Source organism: Streptomyces sp. CA-181903, assembly GCF_050937075.1.
Classification (GTDB): domain Bacteria; phylum Actinomycetota; class Actinomycetes; order Streptomycetales; family Streptomycetaceae; genus Streptomyces.
Genome location: NZ_JBNJLY010000001.1, coordinates 6,390,236 through 6,415,896 on the forward strand (window position 1 = coordinate 6,390,236; position 25,661 = coordinate 6,415,896).

The 25,661-nt window shown below is 74.1% G+C and carries 19 protein-coding genes; 14 read left to right on the forward strand and 5 right to left on the reverse strand.

From position 1 onward, the window contains the following. Positions 1–296 precede the first annotated feature (296 nt). The 12 genes from ACQEVS_RS28425 to ACQEVS_RS28480 all read left to right on the forward strand — a co-directional run bounded on the left by ACQEVS_RS28425 (position 297) and on the right by ACQEVS_RS28480 (position 17,018). Complete coding sequence (locus ACQEVS_RS28425) at positions 297–791, forward strand: MbtH family NRPS accessory protein (protein WP_433024959.1); 495 nt, start codon at positions 297–299, stop codon at positions 789–791. Next, positions 788–1,426, forward strand: a complete 639-nt coding sequence (locus ACQEVS_RS28430; protein ID WP_433024962.1) for a hypothetical protein — start codon at positions 788–790, stop codon at positions 1,424–1,426. Before ACQEVS_RS28425 ends, ACQEVS_RS28430 begins: the two co-directional genes overlap by 4 nt. A 34-nt stretch (positions 1,427–1,460) precedes the next feature. Then, positions 1,461–2,894: a serine hydrolase gene (locus tag ACQEVS_RS28435; RefSeq protein WP_433027973.1), complete on the forward strand. Its 1,434-nt coding sequence runs from the start codon at positions 1,461–1,463 to the stop codon at positions 2,892–2,894. A gap of 165 nt (positions 2,895–3,059) precedes the next feature. Beyond that, positions 3,060–6,089: a BTAD domain-containing putative transcriptional regulator gene (locus ACQEVS_RS28440; protein WP_433024964.1), complete on the forward strand. Its 3,030-nt coding sequence runs from the start codon at positions 3,060–3,062 to the stop codon at positions 6,087–6,089. A 355-nt stretch (positions 6,090–6,444) separates the two neighbouring features. Then, positions 6,445–8,097 (forward strand): aromatic prenyltransferase, encoded by a 1,653-nt coding sequence (locus tag ACQEVS_RS28445; protein WP_433024967.1) that lies wholly within the window; start codon positions 6,445–6,447, stop codon positions 8,095–8,097. Beyond that, the gene (locus tag ACQEVS_RS28450; RefSeq protein WP_433024970.1) at positions 8,019–8,363 is read left to right on the forward strand and encodes an aromatic prenyltransferase; all 345 of its coding nucleotides are present in this window, start codon (positions 8,019–8,021) and stop codon (positions 8,361–8,363) included. Before ACQEVS_RS28445 ends, ACQEVS_RS28450 begins: the two co-directional genes overlap by 79 nt. Positions 8,364–8,437: 74 nt before the next feature. Then, positions 8,438–10,216, forward strand: coding sequence for an FAD-dependent monooxygenase (locus ACQEVS_RS28455; RefSeq protein ID WP_433024973.1), 1,779 nt, complete (start codon positions 8,438–8,440; stop codon positions 10,214–10,216). Positions 10,217–10,272: 56 nt separating this feature from the next. Then, on the forward strand, positions 10,273–11,790 hold the full coding sequence (locus ACQEVS_RS28460; protein ID WP_433024976.1) for an FAD-binding oxidoreductase: 1,518 nt from the start codon (positions 10,273–10,275) through the stop codon (positions 11,788–11,790). 103 nt (positions 11,791–11,893) lie between these two features. Next, on the forward strand, positions 11,894–13,531 hold the full coding sequence (locus ACQEVS_RS28465; RefSeq protein ID WP_433024979.1) for a prenyltransferase/squalene oxidase repeat-containing protein: 1,638 nt from the start codon (positions 11,894–11,896) through the stop codon (positions 13,529–13,531). A 78-nt stretch (positions 13,532–13,609) separates the two neighbouring features. Continuing rightward, positions 13,610–15,721, forward strand: a complete 2,112-nt coding sequence (locus ACQEVS_RS28470; protein WP_433024982.1) for an MMPL family transporter — start codon at positions 13,610–13,612, stop codon at positions 15,719–15,721. 197 nt (positions 15,722–15,918) lie between these two features. Beyond that, the gene (locus ACQEVS_RS28475) at positions 15,919–16,347 is read left to right on the forward strand and encodes a hypothetical protein (RefSeq protein WP_433024985.1); all 429 of its coding nucleotides are present in this window, start codon (positions 15,919–15,921) and stop codon (positions 16,345–16,347) included. Further along, positions 16,260–17,018 carry an AfsR/SARP family transcriptional regulator gene (locus tag ACQEVS_RS28480; protein WP_433024988.1) on the forward strand — a complete coding sequence of 253 codons (759 nt, stop codon included), beginning with the start codon at positions 16,260–16,262 and terminating at the stop codon, positions 17,016–17,018. Before ACQEVS_RS28475 ends, ACQEVS_RS28480 begins: the two co-directional genes overlap by 88 nt. A gap of 100 nt (positions 17,019–17,118) precedes the next feature. Here ACQEVS_RS28480 and ACQEVS_RS28485 read toward each other — a convergent pair whose 3' ends face one another. From ACQEVS_RS28485 to ACQEVS_RS28500, 4 genes are all read right to left on the reverse strand, one after another. Beyond that, entirely contained in the window at positions 17,119–18,147 is a 1,029-nt protein-coding gene (locus ACQEVS_RS28485) for a methyltransferase (RefSeq protein ID WP_433024991.1), read from the reverse strand. After that, a complete protein-coding gene (locus ACQEVS_RS28490) occupies positions 18,144–19,271 on the reverse strand; it encodes a type III polyketide synthase (protein WP_433027976.1) in 1,128 nt (375 codons plus the stop codon). The genes ACQEVS_RS28485 and ACQEVS_RS28490 overlap by 4 nt, the downstream gene beginning before the upstream one ends. Positions 19,272–19,354: 83 nt before the next feature. Continuing rightward, positions 19,355–20,506 (reverse strand): DegT/DnrJ/EryC1/StrS family aminotransferase, encoded by a 1,152-nt coding sequence (locus tag ACQEVS_RS28495; protein WP_433024994.1) that lies wholly within the window; start codon positions 20,504–20,506, stop codon positions 19,355–19,357. A 49-nt stretch (positions 20,507–20,555) separates the two neighbouring features. Continuing rightward, entirely contained in the window at positions 20,556–21,104 is a 549-nt protein-coding gene (locus tag ACQEVS_RS28500) for a cupin domain-containing protein (protein WP_433024997.1), read from the reverse strand. Between the two features lie 535 nt (positions 21,105–21,639). On the opposite strand from ACQEVS_RS28500, the gene ACQEVS_RS28505 reads away from it, so the two are divergent. Next, positions 21,640–23,250, forward strand: coding sequence for a class I adenylate-forming enzyme family protein (locus ACQEVS_RS28505; protein ID WP_433025000.1), 1,611 nt, complete (start codon positions 21,640–21,642; stop codon positions 23,248–23,250). Between the two features lie 88 nt (positions 23,251–23,338). Here the strand turns inward: ACQEVS_RS28505 and ACQEVS_RS28510 are convergent, their stop codons facing one another. After that, positions 23,339–23,695 carry a DoxX family protein gene (locus ACQEVS_RS28510; RefSeq protein WP_433025003.1) on the reverse strand — a complete coding sequence of 119 codons (357 nt, stop codon included), beginning with the start codon at positions 23,693–23,695 and terminating at the stop codon, positions 23,339–23,341. Between the two features lie 859 nt (positions 23,696–24,554). Here ACQEVS_RS28510 and mmsB point away from each other — a divergent pair. Continuing rightward, complete coding sequence (mmsB, locus tag ACQEVS_RS28515; RefSeq protein WP_433025006.1) at positions 24,555–25,538, forward strand: 3-hydroxyisobutyrate dehydrogenase; 984 nt, start codon at positions 24,555–24,557, stop codon at positions 25,536–25,538. The last annotated feature ends 123 nt before the right edge of the window (positions 25,539–25,661 follow it).

Sequence of the window (25,661 nt, forward strand, 5' to 3'; positions counted from 1 at the left end):
CCGCCGCCATCCTCGCGACCCCGCGCCAGGGCTCTTCCGTGCAGGCCGGCGCCGTGACACCGCTCGCTCGGGCGCGGCCCTCGGTGCCGTGATCCTTGACGGGGGTTGTGGCCGGAGTGGGGGGAAATGCCGGAATCCCGCCTGCCGTTGCTCCTGACGTCTCCAGTGCCCGCATAGGCCCCGTATGGCACATCCGGGCAGGATGGGCTCGAATGTTCCGCCATAGGGAACGCCCATGGACCCGAGGAGTGGGGCTGAGGAGCGGGCCCGAGAAACGGGCCCGAAAAGGAGCAGCGTTGTACCCACCACAGGATGTCGCCCCCACGGAGTGGCGCGTCGTGCTCAACGGCGAGGGACAGTACGCGATATGGCCGGCCGCCCGCGAACTGCCCGCCGGCTGGTGGCCGGAGGGCGTCAGGGGCGCGCGGGACCGGTGCCTGGCACGGGTGCAGGAGGTGTGGACCGATCAGCGTCCGGTGAGCCTGCGCCGCCGAGTGGCCGAGGGGGTGAGCGCGGCGGGTGCCGACGTGGTGACGGCGGTCGGGCGGCAGGCGCGCCGGGAGCCGGGGGCGGAAGCCGTGCGCGGTGAGGGATTCGCCCTGACCTTCGGGGGGTTGCACGCGGCGTCGAACCGCTGGGCCCGGTATCTGCGGTCGCTGGGCGTGGGGCGGGGCGCGGTGGTGGGGGTGCTTCTCGGGCGGGGCGCCGGGCTGCACGCGGTGACGCTGGGCGTGTGGAAGGCGGGGCGGGGTGCCTGCCGCTGGAGCCGGAGACGCCGGAGGTTCCGGTGAGCGCGCTGCTCCGTGCCGCCGGGGCGCGGTTCCTGGTGACCGAGACGCCGTACGGGCCCGGTGACTTCGCGGGACGGGTGCGGTACGCGGACGATCCCGAGGTGTGCGGCGCTCTGGCCCGGCTCTCGGACGAGCCGCTCGGCGGGGCGCCGGATCCGGAGGACGTGGCGTATGTGATGCGGGTGCCGACGGTGGCCGGGCCGCCGCTCTCCGTCGCGGTGACACATCGTGGGCTGGCGCATCATCTGGCCTCGGTCGCCCGGGAGTTCTCCGGAACGGGCGACGCGGGTGCGGCGGTCCTCGCGCCGGTCGCCTCCGAGGGGGCGGTGGCGGGGCTGTGGGCGCCGCTGTGGGCCGGGCGGCGGGTGCTGCTCGCGCCGCGGGGTCCGGACGCGGCGGTGCCGGGGAGTGGCTCCCGGAGGCCGGCCCGTTCGCGTGTCTGGTGGCGACATGTGACCAACTGGAGGCCCTGGTCGCCCGGTTGGGCCCTGCCGTCGGAGCCGGACCGGCCCGGCGGTTCCTGGTCACGGGCGGCGCGTCCGGGCCCGCGGCGACACGGCTCGCCAGGCTGCTCGGCCCCCGTCGGCTGCTTGCCGCGTACGGGACGGCCGAGACGTCGTTCGGCCCCCTGCTGACCCCGCGCGGCCCGGTGACGGAAGTCGTTTGCGGGTGCTCGACGGCGGTCTGCTGCCGGTCCCGGACGGCGCCGTCGGGGAGTTGTACGTGGCCGGCCCGGGTGTGGCCCGCGGGTATGTGGGCCGGGCCGCGCTGACGGCGCGGCGGTTCCTGCCGGACCCCTACGGGCCGGCGGGGACGCGGATGTACCGCACCGGGGAGCCGGCCCGCCGGTCGGGTGCGGGCGGGGTACGGCTGCTCGGCCGTACCGACCGGCAGGTGTGGGTGCGCGGCCACCGGGCCGATCCGGCGGAGACCGAGGAGGCCCTCCACGACCACCCGGGCGTAGCGGAGGCCGTCGTGCTCGGTGTGGAGGACGCGCCGGGCGACGTCCGGTTGGCCGCCTACGTGGTGCCGCGTCCTGGCGCGCGGGGGCCGGATCCGGCGGCGCTGACGGCGCACTGCGAGCGGCGGGTGCCCGGCCACCTGGTGCCCGCGAGCGTCACCCTCGTCGACGAGGTGCCGCTCGGCGCCGACGGGCGGGTGGAACGGTCGGCGCTGCTCGGACGGGCCGGAGGGCACGGGCAGGGCGGGCCGCGGGAGCGTGGCGGGCGGAACGCGCCGGGGACGCGCCGGGCCGGCCTGGTGCGGCGGCTCGCGGCACACCGGGTGCCGGGGGCCTGCTTCGCGTTGGTGGAGGACGGCCACGTGGTGGCGGTCGAGGCCGCGGGCGACGACGGGGCGGGCAGACCGATCACTCCGCGCACCGCCTTCCCGGCGGGCCGGCTGAGCCGGCACGTCGCGGCGCTGGGCGCCCTGCGCCTGGTGGACCAGGGGCTGCTGGCGCTGGACGCCGAGGCCGGCCGGGCCGGGGACGCTCCGGTCACCCTGGCGGACCTGCTGTGCCGTCGTCGCGCCGACATGGGCGCCGCGCTGCTGCCCCCGCTGCTGGAGGACGTCACGGGCGAGGCGTTCGGCCCCCTGCTGCGGCGTCTGGTGCTGGGGCCGCTCGGCTTGGACGGCAGCCGCTTCGGTGCGCCCCCGCTTTGCGAAGGAGCCGGTGGCGGCGCGCCGGTGGCCCGTGTGGGCCATGACGTGGACGGCCGAGTGCTCCGCGGCACCTGCCGGGCGGCGGATCCGTCCCAACTGTGGACCACCGCCTCCGACCTGGCCAAGGTGGTGCGGGAACTCCGGCGCTCCCTCCGCGGCGTGCCGGGCGGGCGCGACACCGCGGCGCGCGTGGCGGCTCCGCGCCCGGGCGGACTCGGTGGTCCCGCCGTAACGGCCGAGGCCCATGATGGCGGATGGGGGTACGAGTCGGACGCGGCGCCGCCGGGCTACTACGCGGCGTCGGTGTTCCATCCGCGCGCGGACCGCGGTCTCGTCATGCTGGCCAACGGAAGCGCGGGAGGTCGCATGAGCGAGGAGATCGTGGCCTGCCTGAATGAGCGTACGTCATATGACGGAGGTGCTCCGGACGGACGGTGACGGAACGTCGACGGAACCCGCCGGATCCACACGGAGGAGGCAACTCGGCTGCACACAGAGTGAGTTGTTGTACAAGTGTGTTGTCTAGATCAGTTCTGCTCCACACAATGACTTGGCAATGTCTTCGCGGGGGGCGGGGCGTGCGCGGTCCCGGAAGGAGGCGGAGTGGCGCCCCTATTGTCGTTTCAGGTGCTGGGGCCGCTCAAGGTGAGTGTGGACGGCCGGCCACTGCTGCTGCGCAGCGCGCGGCAGCGCACGGTGCTGGTCCTGCTGCTGCTCACCCCGGGACGCGCCGTCTCCGTCGACGCGCTCGCGGAGGCCGTCTGGGCGGGAAACCCGCCCGCCACCGCGCGCAACCAGATAGCCATCTGCGTCTCCGCGCTGCGCAAGACGTTCCGCGACGAGGCGGGCGTGGACGGCCTCATCGAGACGCTGCTGCCCGGTTATGTGCTGCACAGTGAGAACCACTACGTCGATGTGGCCGATCTGTACGAGTCGGCGGCGGCCGCCCGGGCCGCCGTCGAGGCGGGGAACGCGGCGGAGGCCGCGGCCCGCTTCGAGCACGCCCTCGCGCTCTGCTCCGGGCCGGTGCTCGACGGCATGGACGGTGGCGCGCTCAGCGGCACGGCCGGCCGGATCACCGAGCTGAGGACCAACCTGGTCGAGGAGTACGCCGCCCTGCGACTCCGGCAGGGCCACTACCGATCGGTGGTGGAGCGCCTGGTCCCGGTCGTCGCCGAGCACCCGCTGCGCGAGTACGCCCGCGCCCTTCTCATGCGGGCGTACCACCTGTCCGGCCGCCGGTCCGAGGCGCTGGACTGCTACCGCGAGGGGCGCCGTGTCCTCGTCGCCGAGCTGGGCGTCGAGCCCGGTACCGAACTGCGGGAAGCGCACCGCGAGGTACTGGAGGGCGACGGGCGGACCGCGAGCGTACCGGACACCGCGGTTCCCGACGCCGCCCCCGCCGTCCTTCCCGCCCCGGTCGCCCCGCGCCACCGGATGCCCCTGCCGCCCGAGCCGTTCGTCGGACGCGCGGCCGAACTGGCGCTGCTGGAGCGGCTCGTGCCGACGGCTCCGCGCCACGCCGGCGGCGCAGCCCCCGGCGTCGCGGCGGTCTGCGGGCCGGCCGGGGTCGGCAAGAGCGCGCTGGTCCTGCACTGGGCCGACCGGGCGGCGGAGCACTTCCCCGACGGCCGGCTCTACCTGGACCTCCGGGACCCGCGCGGACCCGGCGCGCCCGGCTCGGCCGATGCGGCCCTGGAGCAGGCGCTCCGCGCGCTCGGGGTACCCGGGGCCTCGATCCCCGCGGATCCCGGGGGCCGGGCGGCGCTCTACCGCGACGCCCTCGACGGCAGACGGCTGCTCGTCGTCCTCGACGACGCCTGCTCCACGGAACAGATCCGCCCTCTGCTGCCCGGCCCCGGCCCTGCCCGGGCCCTGGTCGTCAGCCGCGACCCGCTGCACGGGCTCGCCGGGCCGGCCGACGTGGTCCGGGTGGAGCTGGACGCCATGAGCCGGGCCGAGTGCCTGGACCTGCTCGCCGCCACGATCGGGGAGCACCGGGTGGCGGCCGAACCGGCCGCCGCCGAGCGCCTGGTGGACCTGTGCGACCGGCTTCCGCCGGCCCTGCGGGTCGTCGCCACCCGGCTGCTCTCCGACGACCGGTGGACGCTGAGGCAGATGGCGGCCCGGATGGAGGACCGCCGTGCGCGGGTGAGCACACTCTGCCCGGGCGAGAGCGCGGTGCGCTCCGGCGTCTGGCTCGGCTACCGGGCGCTCCCCGAGCAGGTCGCGCGGCTCTACCGGCGGCTCGGCATGCTGGACATGCCCGACTTCCCGGCCTGGATCGGCGTCCCCCTCCTCGGCGTCACACCGCGGGTGTCCGAGGAACTGCTCCGCCGGCTCGTCGGCGCGCGGCTCCTGGACGTCCGGCCCGGACACGGTGGAACGACCCGCTTCCGCTTCCAGGAGGTGATGCGCCGGTTCGCCCGGGAGCGCTGCCTCGCCGAAGACGGCGCACAGGAGCGCGAGCAGACCCTGGAGAGGGTGTTGAGCGCCGTGCTCACGCTGGTGCACGCGGCGGAGGAGCAGCTGTACGGCAAGGGCGAGACCCCGTACGGCGGCCAGGAGTCCCCCGGTCCGGTCCCGGGCGAGACGGTGAGCGAACTCGTCGCCGACCCCATCGAGTGGTTCGAGGACGAGCGCGAGGCGCTCCGCGCGCTGGTGGCGCAGGCGGTGCGCGAGGGGCGGACGGAGCGCGCCTGGCACCTCGCCGTCGGGATGGTTCCGTTCTACGAGACGCGCAACCACCTGGAGGACTGGCGGCGCACCGCCGAGTGCGCCCTGGAAGGCGCCCTGCGCGGGGGCGACTCCCGCGGGGCGGGCACCATGCTCCGCTCCCTGGGGACGCTCGCGATCTACCAGCGCCGCTACGAGGAGGCGCGGGAACGGCTGCTCACCGCCCTGTCCTACCTGGAACGGAGCGACGACCTCCAGGGCCGGGCCGTCGTGCGGCGCAACCTCGCGGTCTGCGCCCGCTTCAGCGGCGACCTCACCGAGGCGGCCCGCTACTGCGAGGAGTCCCTGACCCTGTTCCGGCGGTCGGGGGACAACTCCGGCCTCTCCCACGCGCTGGGACTCCTCGCCCAGATCGAGATCGAGCAGGGCGACCCCGAACGCGGCGTGGAGCTCAGCAACCAGGCGATCCGGGTCAGTTACGAGGCGGGGTCGTTGCGCAGCCGCACCCAGAACCTCTACCGGCTCGCGGAGGCGCTGCTCGGCGCGGGCCGGTCGGTGCAGGCCGAGCGGGTCTGCCACGACGTGGTGGGGCTCGCCCGCGGCCAGGGCGACCGGCTCGGCGAGGCCCACGGCCTCTGCGTCCTCGGCGAGGCGCAGTGGCGGCAGCACGAACCGCACAAGGCCCGTGCCAGCCTGCTGCTCGCGCTGCGCCTCGCCGAGAAGGTGGGCGACCGGTTCCTGCAGGCGCGGATCGTCATCCACCTCGCCTGCGCGGACGCGGTCCGCGGCGGCACCGGCGCGGGCGAGCCCCTGGGCTGGGCCCAGGAGGAGTTCCGCACGCTCAACGCGCCGCTGTGGGAGCGGCGCGTCGGCCGGCTGCGCGAGGCCCTGGAGTCGCACGACGCGGTCCGTCCCATCGAGGGAGCGTTCCTGGCCTGCCTGCTCGCCGGCTGCTGACCGGCGTGCCCCGCTCGTCCGGGGCGTGCGTACGCGTCACGTCCAGGGCAGGTCGTTCTCGTCCCGCCCGGCCCCCGGTGCGGGGAGCGGCCGGCGGGAGAGCGGCGCGCCGCCGGCGGGCGCCCTGGTGACCGTACGGGGTCCGTGCATGAAGGAATCTCCTCGTAAGTGCGCCGGCGATGATTTCCGGAATTCTCGTTTTCGTCTTCCCCCGGCATTCTAGTGGCGTGCGCTTTTGACGTCGTTTCGCCGCTGTTTCGGGTGCTCGAAATCGTTCCGATAACACGCGGCGGGATCCCGGGGATATGGTCCTGGAATGCGTGCCCACGACATTCCGCGGGACGGAGATCGCGCTGTGCCGAAATCTGCTGATTCCGCTTCCCGGCCCGCCGGGGAAGGCGGTGCCGGGCCGGGCGCCGAGGCGCCGGGAAGGCTTGCCTTCCGGCTGCTGGGCCCGGTCTCCGCGACCCGGGCGGGCGCGGCGGTCCCGCTGTCCGGGGCCAAGGTCCACACCGTGCTCGCGGTGTTGCTGCTCGCACGCGGCGCGCTGGTCGCCGACAGCCGGCTGAGCGCGGCACTGTGGGAGGACGCGCCGCCACCCACGTCGAACGCACAGATATACACCTATGTGTCGCGGCTCAGGAAAACCCTCGGAAACGGCGCGCGGATCCAGCGGAAAGGACCGGGATACGTTTTCGACGCCCGGGGGGCCGACATAGACCTGCTCGCTTTCGAACGATTCGAGCGGCTCGGCCGGCGCGCCTTCGAGGAGAACCGCCATGAAGAAGCGGGAAGGCTGCTCGGCGCCGCGCTCGGCTGCTGGAGCGGTCACGCCTTGGAGAACGCGACCGAGCACCTTCTGCGGTTCGAACGGCCGCCTCTGGAAGCCCTGCGGAGGCGGGCGCTGGAATACCGGATCGAGGCGGACCTGTCGCTCGGCCGGCACCGCTTACTGGTGCCCGAACTCCTCTCCCTGGTGGCCCGCTTCCCCACGGACGAGAACCTGCGCGCCCACCTCATCACGGCCCTCCACCACTCCGACCGGCAGGCCGAGGCCGTCCGGGTCTACGGCGAGGGCCGCCGGATCCTCGGCGAACAACTCGGCGTCGCGCCCGGGCAGCGGCTCAGCGGCGCCTACCTGCGGATGCTGCGCGACGGGAGCGCCGGGACACCGCGCCGGCCGCCCGCCCCGCCCCCACCCGGACCGGCGCGCCCACCGGACCCGACCACCGGAAGGCGGCCGCCCCGGCGGGCCCGTGCCACGGCGGCATCCGGTGCGGACAGCCCTGTTCACGACGGACGGCCGAAACCGGCCGCCACAGACGCAAGGATGGTGACTGCCGTGAGTGAGGCGGACCCGATCTCCCGACGGAGCGCGGCGCAGGCGCTGTGTTCGGCCATCGAGGAAGCGGCCGGCCTGCTGGAGGTGGACTGCGCGCGCGACGACGTGCTGCGCGTGCTGGACGTGTACGGAGGCGACCTGAGCCGGGCGGTGGTCGCCTTCCGCGTGGCGACCGGCGCGCACCGCGCGGGTGAGCTCGACTGCCGGTTCACGGTGCCGCGGGACGTCGATCCGTACCGGCTCGCCGTGAACCGCGGGCTGCTGGAGGAGACGGACCACCCGGTGGCCCGGCTGCTCGCGGACCTGCGGGACAACCACCCCGTCGACGGCTACGGCATCGACTTCGGCGTGGTGGGGGGTTTCAAGAAGATCTGGGTGGTGCTGCCCCGAACCGCGCTGTGCGACGTCGAGGAGCTCGCCGGCCTCCCGTCGATGCCGCGCGGCCTGGGGGAAAGCCTGGACTTCATCCGCCGGCACGGCCTGGGCGACACCGTGGGCCTGCTCGGCATCGACTACCGCAACCGCACCGTGAACGTGTACTTCGGCGAGCCGCCCGCCGGGGCATCGCCCCCGAGTCCGTACGGTCCATGCTCCGCGAGGTCGACCAGGCCGAACCGAGCGAGCAGATGCTCCGGCTCGGCCGCCGGGCCTTCGGCGTCTACGTGACCCTCGGCTGGGACTCCCCGGTCATCGAGCGGATCTGCTTCGCCGTGGCGACGACGGACCCGGCGTCCCTGCCCGTCGAACTCGACGAGCGGATCGAGCGGTTCGTGCGCCACGTGCGACGCGCCGACCCGGACACGAGGTTCGTCTACGCCGTCGCCTCACAGCCGGACGGCGAGTACTACAAGCTCCAGTCCTACTACCGCTGGGACTCCGGCGTGCGGGACATCATGCAGCTCCCGGCGGGGGCCCTCGCGGACCCGGTGTGATCCGGCACCGCCTCCCCGCCGTTCCCCCTCCTTCTTCCCCTTTTTCCCCTCGTTTCCCTTCGGAAGGACCGACCTTGAGCACCCTGACAGTTCCGGTACTGATCGTGGGCGGCGGAGGCTCCGGACTGGCCGCCTCCGTCTTCCTCTCGGGCCACGGCGTCGACCACCTGCTGGTGGAGCGCCGCGCGGACACCTCGCGCCTGCCGAAGGCGCACTACCTCAACCAGCGCACCATGGGCATCTTCCGCCAGTACGGCCTGGCGGACGACGTGGCCGAACCGGCCGCGGACCCCCAGCAGTTCGGCAAGGTCCGCTGGCAGACCACGCTCACCGGCCCCGGCCCGCTGGACGGACGGGTCATCCACGAGATGGACGGCTTCGGGGGCGGCGCGCTGCGCGCGACGTACGAGGCGGCGGGCCCCGTACTGCCCGCGAAACTGCCCCAGTTGCGGCTGGAGCCGGTGTTGCGCCGCCACGCGGAGAAACACAACCCCGGGCACATCCGGTTCGGCCACGAGCTGGTCTCGCTGACCGAGGCCGCCGACGGCATCACCGCCGAGATCCGCTGCGTCGACACCGGCGAGATCACCACGGTCACCGCGCGGTACCTGATCGCGGCGGACGCGGGCCGGACCGTGGGCCCCGCCCTCGGCGTACGCATGGAGGGCCTGCCCGCCCTCTTCGACGCCACCACGGCCTACTTCTCCGCCGACCTGTCCGAGTGGTGGACCGGGGGCTCGGTCATCACCTGGTTCCTCAACCCCTACCGCCCCGACCTGTCCAGCGCCCTCATCGAGATGGGCCCGACCTGGGGCAGACACTGCGAGGAGTGGGGACTCCACCTGCCGCTCGCCGGCATCGACCGCACCGACGAGAAGGCGGTCGCCGACCGCATCCGCGAGGTGCTCGGCGTGCCCGGCCTCGACCTGACCCTGCACGACGTGACGAGCTGGAGCGTGGAGGCGGTGATCGCCGAGCGCTACCGGCACGGCCGGGCGTTCCTCGTCGGCGACGCCGCCCACCGCCAGCCGCCCGCCGTCGGACTCGGCCTCAACAGCGGCATCCAGGACGCGCACAACCTCGCCTGGAAGCTCGCCGCGGTGCTCTCGGGCCGCGCCGACGACCGCCTGCTCGACACCTACGAGGCCGAACGCCGGCCCGTCGCCCAGTCCAACACGGCCTGGGCGATGTCGGCCGCCGCGCACCACCAGGTGGTCATCGACGCCGCCGTCGGCCTCGGCCCGCACGTGCCGCCGGAGCGCCGCACGCCCGTGTTCTTCTCCTACTTCTCGCCGACCCCGGTCGGCGCCGCGCAGCGCGCCAGGGCCGCCGAGATCTTCGCGACCCACCGCGGCGAGTGCCAGGCCCTCGACGTGGAGACCGGCTTCGCGTACGAGCGGGGGGCGGTCGTCCCGGACGGCAGCCGCCCGCCGGCCCGTTCCCCGCTGGGCGACGCGTACCGGCCCACGACCCGTCCGGGACACCTGCTGCCGCACGCCTGGGTCGAGCGGGACGGACGGCGCGTCTCCACCCACGACCTGGTCGGCTCCGTCCCCGGCTTCACGCTGTTCACCGGGGCGGACGGGGCGGTGTGGACCGAGGCCGCCGAACGGGCGGCCGAAAAGCTCTCCGTCCCCGTGACCGTGGTCCGGATCGGCGACGGCGGCGAGGGCGCGGAGTACACCGACGCCGACGGTGCCTGGCGGCGCCTGAGCGGGGCGGACGGTGCCGGCGCCGCCGTGCTCGTCCGGCCCGACCAGCACGTGGCCTGGCGTGCCACGGGCACCGAGCCGGACCCCGCCGAAGCCCTGACCGAGGCGCTCGTCCTCGTTCTCGGACTCCGGGCCCCGTGACCGGCCGCGCCGGCCTCCCGAACCTCCCGACGCATGACGGAAACGGAAGAAGCAGAATGATCGACAGAAGGTCCCTCCTCGTCTGCGCCGGCGGTGCCGCGATGGCCGCGACGGCGCTGACCGGCGCCGCGCAGGCCGGAACCGGTACCGCCGGCACCCGGTGGGCCCGGCTCGCCGACCGGCTGAGAGGACGCCTCGTCCTCCCGTCGGACGCCGACTACCGGCGGGCCAAGCAGCTGTACCAGGTCCAGTTCGACGCCATCAGCCCCCAGGCGGTCGCCTACTGCGCCTCCGCCGCCGACGTCGCCACGTGCGTACGCTTCGCCCACGCCCACGGCATACCCGTCGCCGCGCGCAGCGGCGGCCACAGCGCGGGCGGCTACTCCACCACGCGGGGCCTGGTCATCGATGTGTCCGGCCTCAACTCCGTCGTAAGCGGCGGCGGTTCGGTACGGATCGGGCCCGGCGCCCAGTTCGTCGACATCGCGGACGCGCTCGCCCCGGCAGGGCTCGGCGTCTCCGCCGGGTACTGCCCGACCGTCGCGGCCGGCGGGTTCTTCCAGGGCGGCGGCATGGGCCTGTTCACCCGCAGCATCGGCATCGCCTCCGACAAGGTGGCCTCGGCCCAGGTGGTCCTCGCCGACGGCCGCGTCGTCACCGCCTCGCCGCACCGCCACGACGACCTGTACTGGGCCCTGCGCGGCGGCGGTGGCGGAAACTTCGGCATCGTCACCTCGTACGAGGTCACCCCCTCGCCGCTGACCGACGTGGCCGCCGTCAACCTCGTCTGGACCTTCGACCAGGCCCTGGACATGCTGGACGGCTGGACCCGGTGGCTGGCCGACGCCCCGTGGACCATCGGCAGCGGAGTCAACGTCACGCTGACCGACGCCGGCCCCGGCACGGTGCCGACCGCCGCCGTCTTCCTGGGCTCGGTGGACACCGGCAAGGCGTTCGACGACGAGATCGCCCGGCTGGTCTCGCTGGTCGGCCGGCCCCCGGTGGGCCGCCGGAAGTTCACCGCCCCGTACAAGTCGGTCCTGATGTCGCTGTACCAGTGCTCCGAGCTCACCGCGCAGCAGTGCCACCGCACGGACACCACCCCCGGCGGGGTGCTGCAGCGCCCGGCGTTCGGCGCCTGGCGCAGTCGTCTGTTCGGGCGGGCCATGCCGCGCGAGGGCTGGGCCGAGGCGCTGACGGCGTTCGACGCGAGCCGGTTCCCCGGCCAGATGCGCCAGTTGCAGATCTCCGCCCTCGGCGGCCGCGCCAACACCGTGCGCCGCGACGCCACCGCCTACGTCCACCGCGACAGCCTCTTCTCGGTCAGCTACCTCACCTCGAACGCCGCCGGGCCGGTGCCGTACGAGGCCAAGTCCGCCGCGTGGGAGTACGTCGACCACGGCTTCGAAGTGATCGACCCCTACTCCAACGGCGAGACGTACCAGAACTTCATCGACCCCCGCCTGCCGGACTGGCGGCGCTCCTACTACGCCGAGAACCACCCGCGGCTGGCGCGGATCAAGAAGAAGTACGACCCGTACCGGCTCTTCCGGTTCGCGCAGGGCGTCGGCTGACCGCAGCCCGGCACGGCACGGGCCCCCTCCCGGCGGGCCCGGCCCGTCCCCGCGACCCGAGGTACCCCAGCCGCTTTCGGACCGGTCAAGACAGGAGCACTCCATGAAGATCGCAGACCCGGCGCGCCCGGCCCCGCTGCCCCTGCCCGAGGGGGTCTCACCCGACGAGGTGCGCCAGGCCACGGCCCGGCTGGTCGCGTACGTCCACAGCAGAACCGACGATGACGGCGCGATACGGGAGCAGTGCGAGAGCAGAGTGCTGGAATCCGCGCTCGCCCTGTCGCTGATGGCCAGGACCGGCACCGACTCCCCGGCCCGCGGGCGTCTCCTCGCCTACCTGCGCGGGCACCAGGAGTCCCCGGACCCGCTGGACCGGGTACTCGCCTCGCGCGCCATCAAGGTGGCCGCCGGCCGGGAACCCGGCGGCGACAGCGGCCTCGCCGCCACCCTGGCGTCCGGCGTCCTCGGCGCCGCGCCGGGCTTCATCTCCACCCGCCGCCGCCTCATGGTGTACGCGGTGCTCTCGGTGCTCGGCTGCCCGCTGCCGGCCGACGCCGCGCTCCCGGGCGACGGTGGGGTCCCCACCGACCCGCTGCACTCCTGGGCCGCCGTGCAGCAGGCGGCCATCACACTGATCCTCTCCGAGGCCCTCGGCGTACGGAACCGGGTCACCGAGGCCGCCCTGGACACCCTCCTGGCCACCGACCCCGCCACCACGGTGTGGGAGGGCTACGCGCTGATGCACCTGCTGGTGCTGCACGCACTCGCCGGAACGTCCGGCCACGAGGAGACCGTGCGCCGCGGCCTCGCGACGCTGCTGCGCCACCAACGCACCGACGGCGGCTTCCCGTTCGTCCTGGAGATGCACAACTGGTGCACGTCCACCGGCGGCCTCGCCCTGCACGCGGCCGGCGCGGACCCGGCGCTGCTGCGCCGGATGGCGGCGGCGCTCGCGGCCGGGCGGGGCGGCGCGCCGTCGCGCTCGCTCTCCCGCGGCAAGGCGCTGACCGGCGGCTGGTCCATGTCACCGCTCGTCGCGCAGAACGACGTCGACGACACCTCCTGCGCCCTGGAGTTCCTCCAGGCGGTCGACCCGGTCGCCCACGCCGGGACGGTGCGCGACGGGGTGGCGGCGCTGCTCGCTGTGCAGGGCGCGGACGGCGGCTTCCCGACCTACGTCGAGGGCGCCTCCTCCGAGCCGTGCATGACGGCCGCCGCGGTCTGCGCGCTCGGACCGCACCCGGCCGCCACACCGCGGCGCGAGAAGGCGCTGGCGTTCCTCGCCGACAACCAGCAGGCCGACGGCGGCTTCGAACCGGGCTGGAGCCGCAGCCGCCTGCACAGCCTGTTCCGCGTGCGGCTCGCCGCCTGCACGGCGGGACGGGACGACCGGCGCTCCGCCGGCATGGCGGCGCGCATCGAGCGGACGGTGCGCGAGACGCAGAACGCCGACGGCGGCTGGGGGATGCGCCCCGGCGATCCCAGCGACGACATCAGCACCGCCTACGGCCTGATCACGCTCTGCCACGCCGACGATCCGCGGCCCGTCGGCGCCGCCCTGACCTGGCTGCTGGAGCGGCAGAAGGCCGACGGCAGTTACGGCGGCCCGCCCGACATGGTCGGCCCGCGCCCCTTCGCCTACCACTTTCCCCTGCTCACCGACATCCCGGTGCTGCTCGCCCTCGGGCACGCCCGCGCGCGGGTCCGGGACCTGGGGAGCGCGCCCCACGGGGTGCGCTGAACCGGTGGGCCGCCGGCCCGCCCCGACCGACGCCCGCCGGGAGACGCGGTGCACCCCACGGAACACGGAGAGGCAGACATGCTGCGGAAACTGGCCGCCTTGCCCGGCGGAAGGGTGGGCAAATGGGTCGTCATCGCGCTCTGGGCCGTCGTACTGGTACCGGCGCTGATGCTGGCCGGGAAGCTCGGGGGCGCGGAGGAGAACGACAACTCGGCCTGGCTGCCCGGCGACGCGGAGTCCACCGCCGTCGTCGAGCGCGCCCAGAAACTGATGCCCGTCGACTCCGTGCCCGCGATCGTGGTCTACGACCGGCCCGGCGGGGTCACCGCGGCCGACCTGGCCAAGGCGCGCGCGGACACCAAGGCGTTCCGGGGCATCGCCAACGTCGTCGGCGACCCCCAGGGGCCGGTCCGGTCCCAGGACGGCGAGGCCATCCGGACCGTCGTCCAGGTTCACAAGGACAAGTCCGGCTGGGAGGGGCTCGGCAAGGTCGTCGACGCGATGACCGAGGTCGGCGAGGAGGGCGCGGACGGCCTCGGCTTCCACGTCGCGGGGCCGGCCGGCTACGGCGCCGACTCGATCAAGGCGTTCGGGGGCGGCGGCGCGCTGACCACCATCACCGCGCTGGTCGTGGTCGCGATCCTGCTGGTCACCTACCGCAGCCCGCTGTTGCCCCTGCTGCCGCTGATCACCGTCGGCGTGGCCCTGACGGCGGCCAAGGCGCTGATCTACCTCCTGGCCGAGGACGCCGGCCTCGTCGTCAACAAACAGACGAGCTTCATCCTGGTCGTACTGATCTTCGGCGCCGCCACCGACTACGCCCTGCTGCTGATCTCCCGGTACCGGGAGGAACTGGCCCGGCACCAGGACCGGCACCAAGCCATGGCGGAGGCCCTGTACCGCTCCGGCCCGGCGATCGTGGCCGGCGCGGCGACGGTCGCGGTCAGCCTGATGCTGCTGACGCTCGCCGTCCTGAACTCCACCAAGGGCATGGGCCCGGCCTGCGCCGTGGGCGTCCTGGTCGGCCTGCTCGCCATGGTGACGCTGATGCCGGCCCTGCTGGTCGTCTGCGGCCGGTGGATCTTCTGGCCGGTGAAACCCGCCTACGGCGCCGAGGCCGGGAAGAAGGAGAGCGTCTGGAACCGCGTGGGGAACGCCATTTCGGCCCGGCCGCGGCTGGTGTGGGCGGGCACGGCGGTGGTGCTCGCGGCGATGGCGCTCGGCACGCTCGGACTCGACGCCTCCGGCCTGTCGAACAAGGACCAGTTCACCGGCAAGCCGCAGATGGCGGTGGCCGAGGAGGTCCGGGCCGCCCACTTCCCGGCCGGGGCGGGCGATCCCGTCTACGTCGTGGCCGACGCCGGCGCGGCCGCCCGGGTGCGGACGGCGCTCGCGGAAGTGCCGGGGATCGGCGCCGTCGCGGATCCGGTGGTCCGGGACGGCGGAGCGGTACTGCTCGCGCAGTTGGAGGACGAGCCCAGCGGCGAGGCGGCGAGACGCACCGTCGAACGGGCCCGCACCGCGGTCCACCGGATCGAGGGCGCGGACGCGCAGGTCGGCGGCAGCACCGCGATCATGGTCGACACGGAGCACGCGGCGGCCCGCGACTCCGAGGTGATCATCCCGATCGTGCTGCTCGTGGTCCTGCTCATCCTGGCGGTACTGCTGCGCGCGGTGGTCGCGCCGCTGCTGCTGATGGCCACGGTAGTGCTGTCGTTCGGCGCGGCCCTCGGCGTGAGCGGCCTGGTCTTCGAGCACGTGCTCGGCCTCGCCGGAGCCGACGCCTCGTACCCGCTGCTGGCCTTCGTGTTCCTGGTCGCCCTGGGCATCGACTACAACATCTTCCTGGTGACCCGGATCCGCGAGGACGCGCTGCCGCACGGCACCCGGCGCGCCGCGCTGACCGGCCTGTCGTCCACGGGCGGCGTGATCACCTCGGCGGGCGTGGTGCTGGCCGGCACCTTCGCGGCGATGGCCTCGCTGCCCCTGGTCTTCGCGGTGGAGCTGGGCTTCACGGTGGCGTTCGGCGTGCTGCTCGACACCCTCGTGGTGCGCTCGGTCCTGGTCACGGCGCTCGTGCTGGACACGGGCCGCTGGATGTGGTGGCCCGGCGCGCTGTTCCGGCGCCGCGACGACGCCCCGGCGCCGGCCGGCGAGACGGACCGGACACCGGCGTACAGCGACACGTGAACCACCCCGCCGCGGGCTCCCGCGCCGCGCCGGACCCGCACGCGGGAGGACCGGCCGGGGAACCGGGACGGGGGACCCGGCCGGGCGGTGTGCGGCCGGAACGCGCCGGTGGCGAAGACGACCGCACGCCCGGTCCGGGGCATGCCCGGGCACAGACTTTCGGGGCCGACCCTAGGAGTGCGAAGACGATGGACACGATGGACACGAGGGACCGGGGCATCCGCTGCGGCACCGTGACCGCCGCTCCGCCGGCCGTCGGACGGCGCGGACGGCAGGCCGGCGCCGAGCAGGGAGCAGAGGGACGAGCGGGGAGCCCGGACGGCGCGGGCGCGCTGCGCATAGCCGAACTGGAGCGGGAGATCCAGGAGTTGCAGCGCGCCAACGAGACCCTCAAGCAGTACGTCAGCAAGGCGCTGGACCTCGGCACCCTCTCCCCCGGCCACGGGACGACCCCGCCCCGCACCCCGGCGGGCAGGGCGGCCCGGCCGTGGCCGGCCCGCCGCCGCACCCCCTGCCGGACGCCGCGGTGCGGTTCCGGGTGCTCGGCCCGGTCGAGGCGGCCGTCGGCGGCCGGTGGGTGGACCTCGGCGCGCCCAAGCAGCGTGCGGCACTCGTCCTGCTGGTGAGTCAGGTGGGCCAGCCGGTCTCGGTCGACGTGCTGGTGGAAGCACTGTGGGAGGGCCGCCCGCCGCAGTCGGCGATCACTTCCCTGCACGCGTACATCGCCAACCTGCGGCGCGTCCTGGAACCGCACCGGGCACCGCGCACCCCCGCGACGGTGCTGTGCACCCGCGGCCGCGGCTACCTGCTGAACAGCAGAGCCGTCGAGGTCGACGCCCACCGCTTCTGGGAGAGCGCCACCGCCGGCTGGCAGGCCCTCGACCGGGACGAGCCGCAGCGAGCGCTGCACGCCTTCGAGGCCGGCCTGGACCTGTGGCGCGGCGAGGCGTACGCGGAGGCGGCCACGGCCCCGCACGTCGCACCCGAGGCCGTACGCCTGGAGGAACTGCGCCTGTCGGTGACCGAGAGCCGCTGCGCCACCCTGATCGCGGTGGGCAACCACGAGATGGCGGTGCCCGAGCTGGTGGCCTTCACCCAGGCCCACCCCCTGCGCGAATACGGCTGCGAACTGCTGAGCCTCGCGCTGTACCGGGCGGGCCGACAGGCCGACGCGCTGTCGGTGCTGCGGACGCACCAGAAGAAGATGGTGGACGACCTGGGCATCTCGCCCAGCCCCGCGCTGCGGCACCTGGAGACCGAGATCCTGCGCCAGGCCCCGGGGTTGGACCGCACGTAGCGCGTGCCCGATGGCGATGACGCCTCCGGGGCGGCGGGCTCCGACGGGCCGCCGCCCCGGAGGTTTTCCCGTCCGGGGTCCCACACGCCCCACGGCCGGGTCAGCGGGCGAGGACGAGGGTGGTGGGTGACGGGGTGTCCAGGAAGCGGATGTCCTCGAACCCGGCGTCGGTGAGCCACGCGCGGTACTCGCCGCGCCGCCACGTGGAACCGTGCCGGCTCTTGAGGAGCATCTCGCCGGCGAAGGTCAGCGCGAACGGCGGGCCACCGCGGTCGTCGTCGGCGATGTAGTCGGAGACGACGAGCGTGCCGCCGGGCCGCAGCGCCCGGCGCGCCCGCGTGAAGACCGCCCGGTTCTCCTCCGGCCCTTCCTGGTGGGCGATGTTGGAGTACATGACGACGTCATGGGCGCCGTCGCCGAAGTCGACGGAGTGGAAGTCGCCGTCGACGTGGTCGACCCGGTCGCCCACGCCCCGTTCCGCCAGCAACCGCCGGGCGATCGCGTTGATCGGCGCCCAGTCGATCTGGGTGGCGCGGGCGTCGGGGTTCAGCCCGAGCCAGACGGCCGAGCAGACCCCCGAACCGCCGCCGATGTCGAGGACGGAGATCTTCCCGGCGCCGGCCAGCCCGAGCGCCTCGGCGGCGAGGTACGCCACGGGCACGGTCTGCGCGGCGATGGCCTGGACGAGCTCCTCCCAGTGCGGGTTGTCGGCGATCTCCACCACCGCGTCCGTCACCGGACCGCCGGCACGGACCACCTCGGGCAGCGCGGCCAGCGAGGCCACGTGGCCCATCTTGAGGCGGGCGAACCCGGCCAGCGACACGGGCCGGCCCGCCACGAGGAAGGCGGACGCCTCCGGGGTGTTGCGGTAGCGGCCCTCCGCCACCGTGACCAGCTCCAGGGCGACGAGACCGTCCAGCAGGGCCTGCGCGCCGCGCGGCGCGATCCCGGCCCGCTCGGCCAGGGCCGCCGGGGTGGCGGCACCGTCCTCCAGGTGGGTGAACAGGTCGTAGGCCGCCGCCGTGCCCACCATGCCGGTGGCCCAGTAGCCGTTGATCAGACGCATGATCCGGTCGGACGTGGGTCCGGCCTGCGCGGCGGTGCCGCCATCGGTACCGGTGCCGGTCATGCGGTCCTCCTCGGATACGGAAGCGGCGCGGTCGCGGCCACCGGACGCCGCCGGTGGTCACCGGCGGCACCGTCGACCCAGGTGCCCAGGGACATCTCCGCGGTGATGCCCGGGCCGAAGCCGGCGATCACGCCGGTGGCGCCCGTGGGCAGCGGTCCCTCCTCGAACCGTCTGCGCAGCGCGTCGAGGACCACCGCGCTGGCGATGTTGCCGTACTCGGTCAGCGTCGCCCGGCTGTGCCGGAAGACCGAGTGCTCGACGCCGAGATACCGGGCGAGGTCGTCCAGGATCCGCGGGCCGCCGGCGTGCACGACGTAGAAGTCGAGGCCGGACGCGTTCCAGCCGTGCTCCGCGGCGAGGTCGCGCAGCACCGGGGCGAGCGGCTTCATGGTGCCCGGCACCCGCCGGTCGAGCTGGAAGTGGAACCCGGTGCCGCGCACGGCGTAGGAGATCCACTCCTCGGTGTTCGGAATAAGGTAGGAGGCGTTGCGCCGCAGCCGGACACCGGTGACACCGGGACCCGGCCGGCCGCGCACCACGGCCGCCGCGACCGCGTCCCCGAACAGGCCGTCGGACAGCAGCGAGCCGATGTCGTCGGCTTCGGGCTGGTAGCACAGCGAGCACATCTCGCACGAGACGATCAGCACGTTGCTGCCGGGGTGGGCCGCGCAGAAGTCGTGGGCGCGGTTGATCGCCGCCCCGCCCGCCGCACAGCCCAGCTGGGCGATGGGCAGCTGCCGGGTGTCGTAGCGGAACCCCATGGTGTTGATCAGCCATGCGGTGAGCGAGGGCATCATGAAACCGGTGCACGACACATAGATGATCGCGTCGATGTCCTCGGCCCGCAGCAGGGCGTTCGCCAGGGCCTCCTCGATGGCTTCGGGGCAGCGCTTCTTCGACTCGGTCTCGTAGATCCTGTTGCGTTCCTCGAACCCGGGGTGGGCCAGGGTCTTCTCGACAGGCTGCACCAAGTGCCGTTTACGCACGCCGGTGTTCTCTATCAGCCGCAGCGCCAGAGGCAGTTGCGGCTTCCCCGCGTGGGCCTCCCTGGCGAACTCCAGGGTCTGCTCCATGGTGATGGTGTAATCCGGTACCCGCACCGCGGGTTTGCACAGGACGGGCATGTCCGGCGTCCGATTCTCGGGAAGTGAAGCCATCTCTCCGCCTTGCCTCTGTCTTCTGTCGTCAGGGGTGGCGCGTACCTCGGTCAGTTCGGCCGCAGGTTGTTCCGCAGCTCGGCCCGCAGCACCTCCGCGACACGTTCGAGCTGGTCCGGGCGGAGTTCCGCGTGCATGGGGATGGCGAGGTTGCGCCGGAAGAGGTCGGCCGACACCGGACAGCGCCGCCCGGTGTCGAACACCGGCTGCTCGTGGCAGGCCCACGTGCCGTGGCCGCAGCCGATGCCCTGGGCCCGCAGCGCGGCGGCGAGCCCGGAGCGGTCCACCCGCGGGTCGAGGGTGACCAGGTAGGACTGCCAGGCGTGGGTACGGTCCGCGGGCACGTGCGGCAGCGTGAGCAGCTCCTCGTCGGCGAGCAGCGCCCCGTACGCCGCCGCCGCGGCGCTCCGGCGTTCCAGGAGTTCACCGACCCGCTCCAGCTGCACCAGGAGGATCGCGGCGGCGATGTCGGAGAGCTTGTAGTTGTAGCCGATCTCGGTGAACGAGGGGATCGGCAGACCGGCCGCCCTGGCCTGGTCGTAGATGCTGCCGATGCCGAACGACGAACGGAGGCGGGCCGCCGCCCCGATCACCGGGTCGGCGGCGAGCAGCGCCCCGCCCTCACCGCTGCTGGCGCCCTTGCGTCCGTGGAAGGAGAGGCAGGCCACCGGAGCCAGCGCGCCCGCCGGACGTCCCCGGTAGGTGGCACCGACCGCACAGGCGGCGTCCTCGACGACGAACAGGCCGTGGCGGTCGGCGAGGGCCGTCAGCTCCGCGTAGTCGGCGGGCAGCCCGACGGTGTCGACCGCGATCACGCCCACCGTGCGCGGGCCGATCAGATCCGCCACCGACCGGGGGTCGACGGTCCCGGTGTCGCCGCGTACGTCGGCGAACACGGGGGTGGCGCCGACGTAGCGCACCGCGTGGGCCGGGGCGGGGAACGTGTAGTCGGCGACGATCACTTCGTCGCCGGGCTCGACACCGAGCGCCAGCATGGCCAGGTGGAGGGCCGCTCCGCAGTTGCTCAGCGCGACCGCGTCACCGACGCCGTAGTCCCGCCGCATCCGGGCTTCGAGTGCCTTGCCCTTCGGCCCCTGCCCGGCCGGCCAGCCCGAGGCGAACACCTCGCCCACGGCGGCGAGTTCCCGTTCGCCCAGGCTGGCGTGCACGAGCGGGACACCGTCCGTGGTCGTCACCGTCATCGGAGGCCGCCTTCTCCAGTGCTTCGTCCCTGACCGCTCCGTTCGCCGGTCACGCCGCCGACCGCCCGGCCGGCTCGGGGACGGGCGGGGTGTAGCGGAGCGGGGTGATCTGCTGGACGTCGTGGCGCTCGCGCATCCGCTCCACCGCCGCGGAGTCCACGGAACGGCCGGCGGCGAAGATCTCGACGATCTCCTCGAAGTAGCGCTCGTGGTCCGGCGAGGGGGAGCTCTGGAACAGCATGCGAGCCGGCCGGTCCGTGGGGTTGCGGAAGGCGTGCGGGGTGCCCGGCGGCACGAACATGCAGCTGCCGGCGGTCGCCCGGACGGCCCGGTCGCCGCCGGGCGACTCCCAGTCGTGCCAGGTGTCCGCGGTGCGCCGGGTGGGCTCGAACGCCAGGAGCTCCAACTCCCCTTCCAGGAGGTAGAAGAACTCCTGGGAGTGACTGTGGGTGTGCGCGCCGACGTCGAACCCCGGTGGCACGACCACCTCGAACACGGAGGAGGCGGAGCCGTCCGCGGCCGTGACCTTGAAGGTCACGTCCTGTGCTCTCGTGGTGAGTCTCCGGCCGTGACCGGGCGGGACGATGAGACCGCTCATGTGGTGTCGCTCTCTCGGGTGGATCGCCGGAGCCGGCGAGGGCCGGCCGCGCGGCGGAATGCTGCGGAAGCGGAGACCTGGAGGCCCCGGGCCGGACGTGCCGGGACGGCGGGGCGTCGCCGGTGTGCCGCGCGATCCGCGCCCGGTCCGGCCGGCCTCCGAAGCGAGCATGTCAGCGGCGGCTTGGGGGCGGCTGGGTCCGCAGTTGGCGCCTGCTTGCCGCCAAGCGGACCCCAATCCACCGGACACTCCCCGGCAAGGGGCGGCGCCGAGGATGCGGGTCACGGGCGCTGCCGTCCCTCAGGCCCGCCCCCGCACGCGAGTCGGTACGGCGGCGGTCGCGCCGGGGGACTCCGGGCCGCCCCGCCCACGTCCGGCGCCCGCGCGGACGGCGGGACGGTGCCCGGGCGGCCGCCGGTCCACCGGGCCGCGGCGCCCGCGTCTCGGCGACCCGCCGACGCGGCCGCCTACCGCGACCACCGACGCCTCACCCGAATCCCCGCACCCCCGCTCGGCCGACGCAAAGGAAAACCCCATGCGAAGCGTGTCGTCGTACATCTCCGGCCGCACACCGCGCCGCGCCGCGGCCCGCACGTCGCCGCACCGGCACGGCCTCTACCTCGGTGTCGTGCCGGAACGGGCGGCGCGCGTCCGGGGTGCCATGTCGCTCGTCCTCGACCACGACCTCGACGTCCTGCCGGAGGCCGGCCGCCGGCTGACGGTCCGGCGGCTCGCGGACGCCGTGGCGGACATCGCGAACCGCCTGGCCGCCGCCGGGGTGCGCCCCGGCGGCCATGTGGTGATCTGCAAGGCCCCCAACTTCGACCTCTGGCTGCTGGCGACGGCGGCGGAACGCGTCGGCGCGGTCCCGGTCATGCTCTCGCACCACTTGGAGCCCGGGGCCGTCGCCGCGTTGCTGGCCCGGCTGGAGCGGCCGTACCTGATTACCGACGGGCCCGGGCTCCGCTCCCTGACCGAGGCCGGCGTCGACCCGGCGGAACTCACCCGGGGCGTGATCGGTGTGGGCGACGCCGTCCCCGGCGCGGTCGCGCTCGCCGAACTGGACGGCACGGTACCGGTACGGCCGGTGCTGCGCGGCCCGGACGAACCAGCCATGATCACACACACCTCCGGCACCACGGGCCTGCCCAAACTCGTGGTGCACACGCCGCGGACGATGCGGGCCCGGCTACGGCCGCAGCTGTTCCTGCTGGGGCTGATGAGAAGGCACGGGACCGTTGCCATCCACCTCCCCTTCGGCCACTCCAGGACGTTCGCGGCGCTCTCGCTCTGCCTCCTGCGCGGCATGCCGGCGCTGCTGGTGAAGGACGGGAACCCGGACGCCGTCGCCGCGTTCTTCGCCGAACGCCGGCCCTGGCTGATCGAGGCGCTGCCCAACGCCTTCCTGGCCTGGGAGGAGTTGGCCGACGACGCACGACGCCCGTTCGCCTCGGTGAAGTACTTCAGCAGCACCTTCGACGCGATCCACCCCAGGACGGTACGCCGTCTGCTGCGCGCCTCCGACCGACGGGCCCAGTTCTTCCAGATATACGGGCAGAGCGAGGTCGGCCCCGCGGCCGGCCGGCCCTACTACCGCGGGCCGGCCCGCTGGATGGACGGCCGTTGCGTGGGCTACCCCCTGCCGGGCAGCGCCCGGGTCAGGCTGGTGAGCCGGGACGGCGGCCGGCCCTCACGCCGGAACCCCGGTTTCATCGAGGTCCGCTGGGACGGGCTGGCCAAGACCTACCACGGCGAGCAGGAGCGCTACGACGCCCAACTGCACGACGGCTGGTGGCGCACCGGCGACGTGGGCTACCGCACCGCGTTCGGCTGCTTGCACATGCTCGACCGCGAGTTCGACGCGATCCCCGGGGTGAGCAGCAACCTGGAGGTCGAGGACTTCCTCCTGGACGAACTGGCGGAACTGGCCGAGGTCGTCGTCGTCCCGGGCCCCGGCGCGGAGGCGGTCCCGGTCGTGTGCACCCACCGCGACGAGCCGCTGGACCGGGAGCGCTGGCGAGCCGCCACGGCGGCGTACCCGACGCTGGCGGACCCCGTCCAGATCCCGCTGGCCGACCTGCCGCGCACCGCCACGCTGAAGACCCGGCGGGTGGAACTCTCGCGCCGCCTCAAGGCGGGCCTGTAGCGCTCGGCCGGTAGCGCGGAACACGCGTCGGGCTCGGTCCACGCCCCTGCCGTGGGACGTGAACCGAGCCCGACGCGTGTTCGACGGCTCACCAGGGCCCGTGGTAGGAGAGGCCCAGGACGAGGACCGCCACGGCGGTGGCCAGGAACACGATCCCGCCCACGATGTCGCGGGAACCCACTCTCAAGTGGGCGATGATCGCGCCGATGAAGTACAGCACGAGGCCGCAGGCGGCGAGGGTCCCCAGGAGCGGCACGGCGAGCCCGGCCAGCAGCCCCACGGTGCCCGCTGCCAGCAACATGCCCAGAACCGGCACGTACTTGCGGGGTATCCCCTTCATGTCGGCCTGCGTCTTGGGGTATTCGTGGCCGATCAGGTACGTGACGGCGGCGGCACCGTTGAAGACCGCGCCGAGAATGGTGACCGTGACGAAGGCGATGAACACGTTCTCTCCGCTCTCTGGAGACGATGTCTGGGATGCCCCATCGTGGAACGCCGTTCTCTCGGACGGCCGGGCCGGAGGTCGATGGCCGGATACCGGATGCCGGGCGCACCGGTGAGCCGAACGCCCGCCGGTCCCCGCGCAACATCACGATCGATCACGGCTGTTGGGGCTCAAACGCTTCCTGCGTGCTGGTGATCGTACATGTCGCCGGGGCGTGAGCAGCCGGTCTCGCGCGCTTCCGTCGAACGCGCGCCGAGGCGCGGATGGCCTGATGGCGCGTCGGATCGCCTCGTCGGCCGACTGTGGACTTACCAGGACGCCCAACTATATGGTCGTGGCCGACAGTCCGCGGTGCGGGGCAGCCGATGAGGGACCGGCGCGGCCCTGCGACCGTGGTCGGGGGAGCGCGTTTTCGCCGGGAAAGGGCCGTCCGTGTGCGGACGGTCGTCGACAGGGGGAACGTCACTGACGGAGCGGTGACGCGACGTCGGGAAGGCGGAAAGCGCGTGGTGATCCGGAAGTCAGGTCACCGGCCGCGCGACGGTTCCGTGTCGTCCACGAGCGGGTGCCCACGGCGCCTCCCAGGTGCACGCGGTGACGGCGCGCACCGGCGGGGAAGGGCCGCGCGGTCGCCCGAGTCCGCCGCCGCGTCGGGCCCGTCGGCCCGCCGGCCTGCCCACGGAGCTCTCCCCGGCTTCGTCACGTCGTCCCCGGAGGGCGAGTCGGCCGACCCGCGCCGGACGCCCGTCACGCCCGCCGACGTCTCCGCCGAAGGCGTCGGCCGCTTCTTCGTCCCGCTCGGCGACGGCCGGGTGCTCGCCCTGGCCCCCGGCGACGGTCCACTACAGGAGGTGCCCTGGTGAACGCGACCCCAGCGAATGCGACAACCCCCGTGGAAAGCAAGGACATCGGCTTCATCGGCCTGGGCAACATGGGCGGGCCGATGGCCGCCAACCTCGTCAAGGCGGGGCATCGGGTCACCGGTTACGACCTGCTGCCCGAGGCCGTCGAGGCCGCCGCCCAAACCGGCGTCCGGCCCGCCGCGTCGGCCGCCGAGGCCGTCGCCGGCGCGGAGCTGGTGTTCACGATGCTGCCGACGGGCCGGCACGTCCTCGGCCTCTATACGGATGGCGGGCTGCTGGCCGCGGCCCGGCCCGGCACCCTGTTCGTCGACAGCTCGACGATCGACGTCGCCGACGCCCGGGCCGCCCACGACGCGGCGCGCGCGGCCGGCCACCGGGCCCTGGACGCACCCGTCTCGGGCGGGGTGTTCGGCGCCGAGGCCGCCACCCTGACCTTCATGGCCGGTGGCGAAGCGGCGGAGTTCGCGCAGGCCGAGCCGGTGCTCACCGCGATGGGCCGCAAGATCGTGCACTGCGGGCCCGCGGGCTCCGGGCAGGCCGCCAAGATCTGCAACAACATGATCCTCGGCATATCGATGATCGCCATCAGCGAAGCCTTCGTCCTCGGCGAGAGCCTCGGCCTCTCGCAGCAGGCGCTGTACGACGTGGCGTCCACGTCCTCCGGGCAGTGCTGGGCCCTGACCGTCAACTGTCCGGTCCCCGGCCCGGTTCCGGCCAGCCCGGCCAACCACGACTACCGGCCCGGCTTCGCGGCCCCGCTGATGGCCAAGGACCTCGGCCTCGCCGCCAACGCCATCCGGGAGGGCGGTGTGGACGCCGCCCTCGGGCTGCGCGCGGCCGAGTTGTACGCCGCGTTCGCCGAGGGACGGGGGGCCGGGGAGGACTTCTCCGGGATCATCCGCGCGATACAGGAACGATCGGGGCGGGACACCTCGACGGCGGACCGCTCCGCGGGCACGCCGGGCGGAGGGGCCGTGTGACCCGGCGGCCGGACCGCACGCGCCGGCCGGATGGCATGGGCCCGTTGGGCGGAGCGGTTCGCCGGACGGCGCTGGCCCGCCGGACGGCATCGGTCCGCCGGAGCGAACCCGCTCACCGGACGG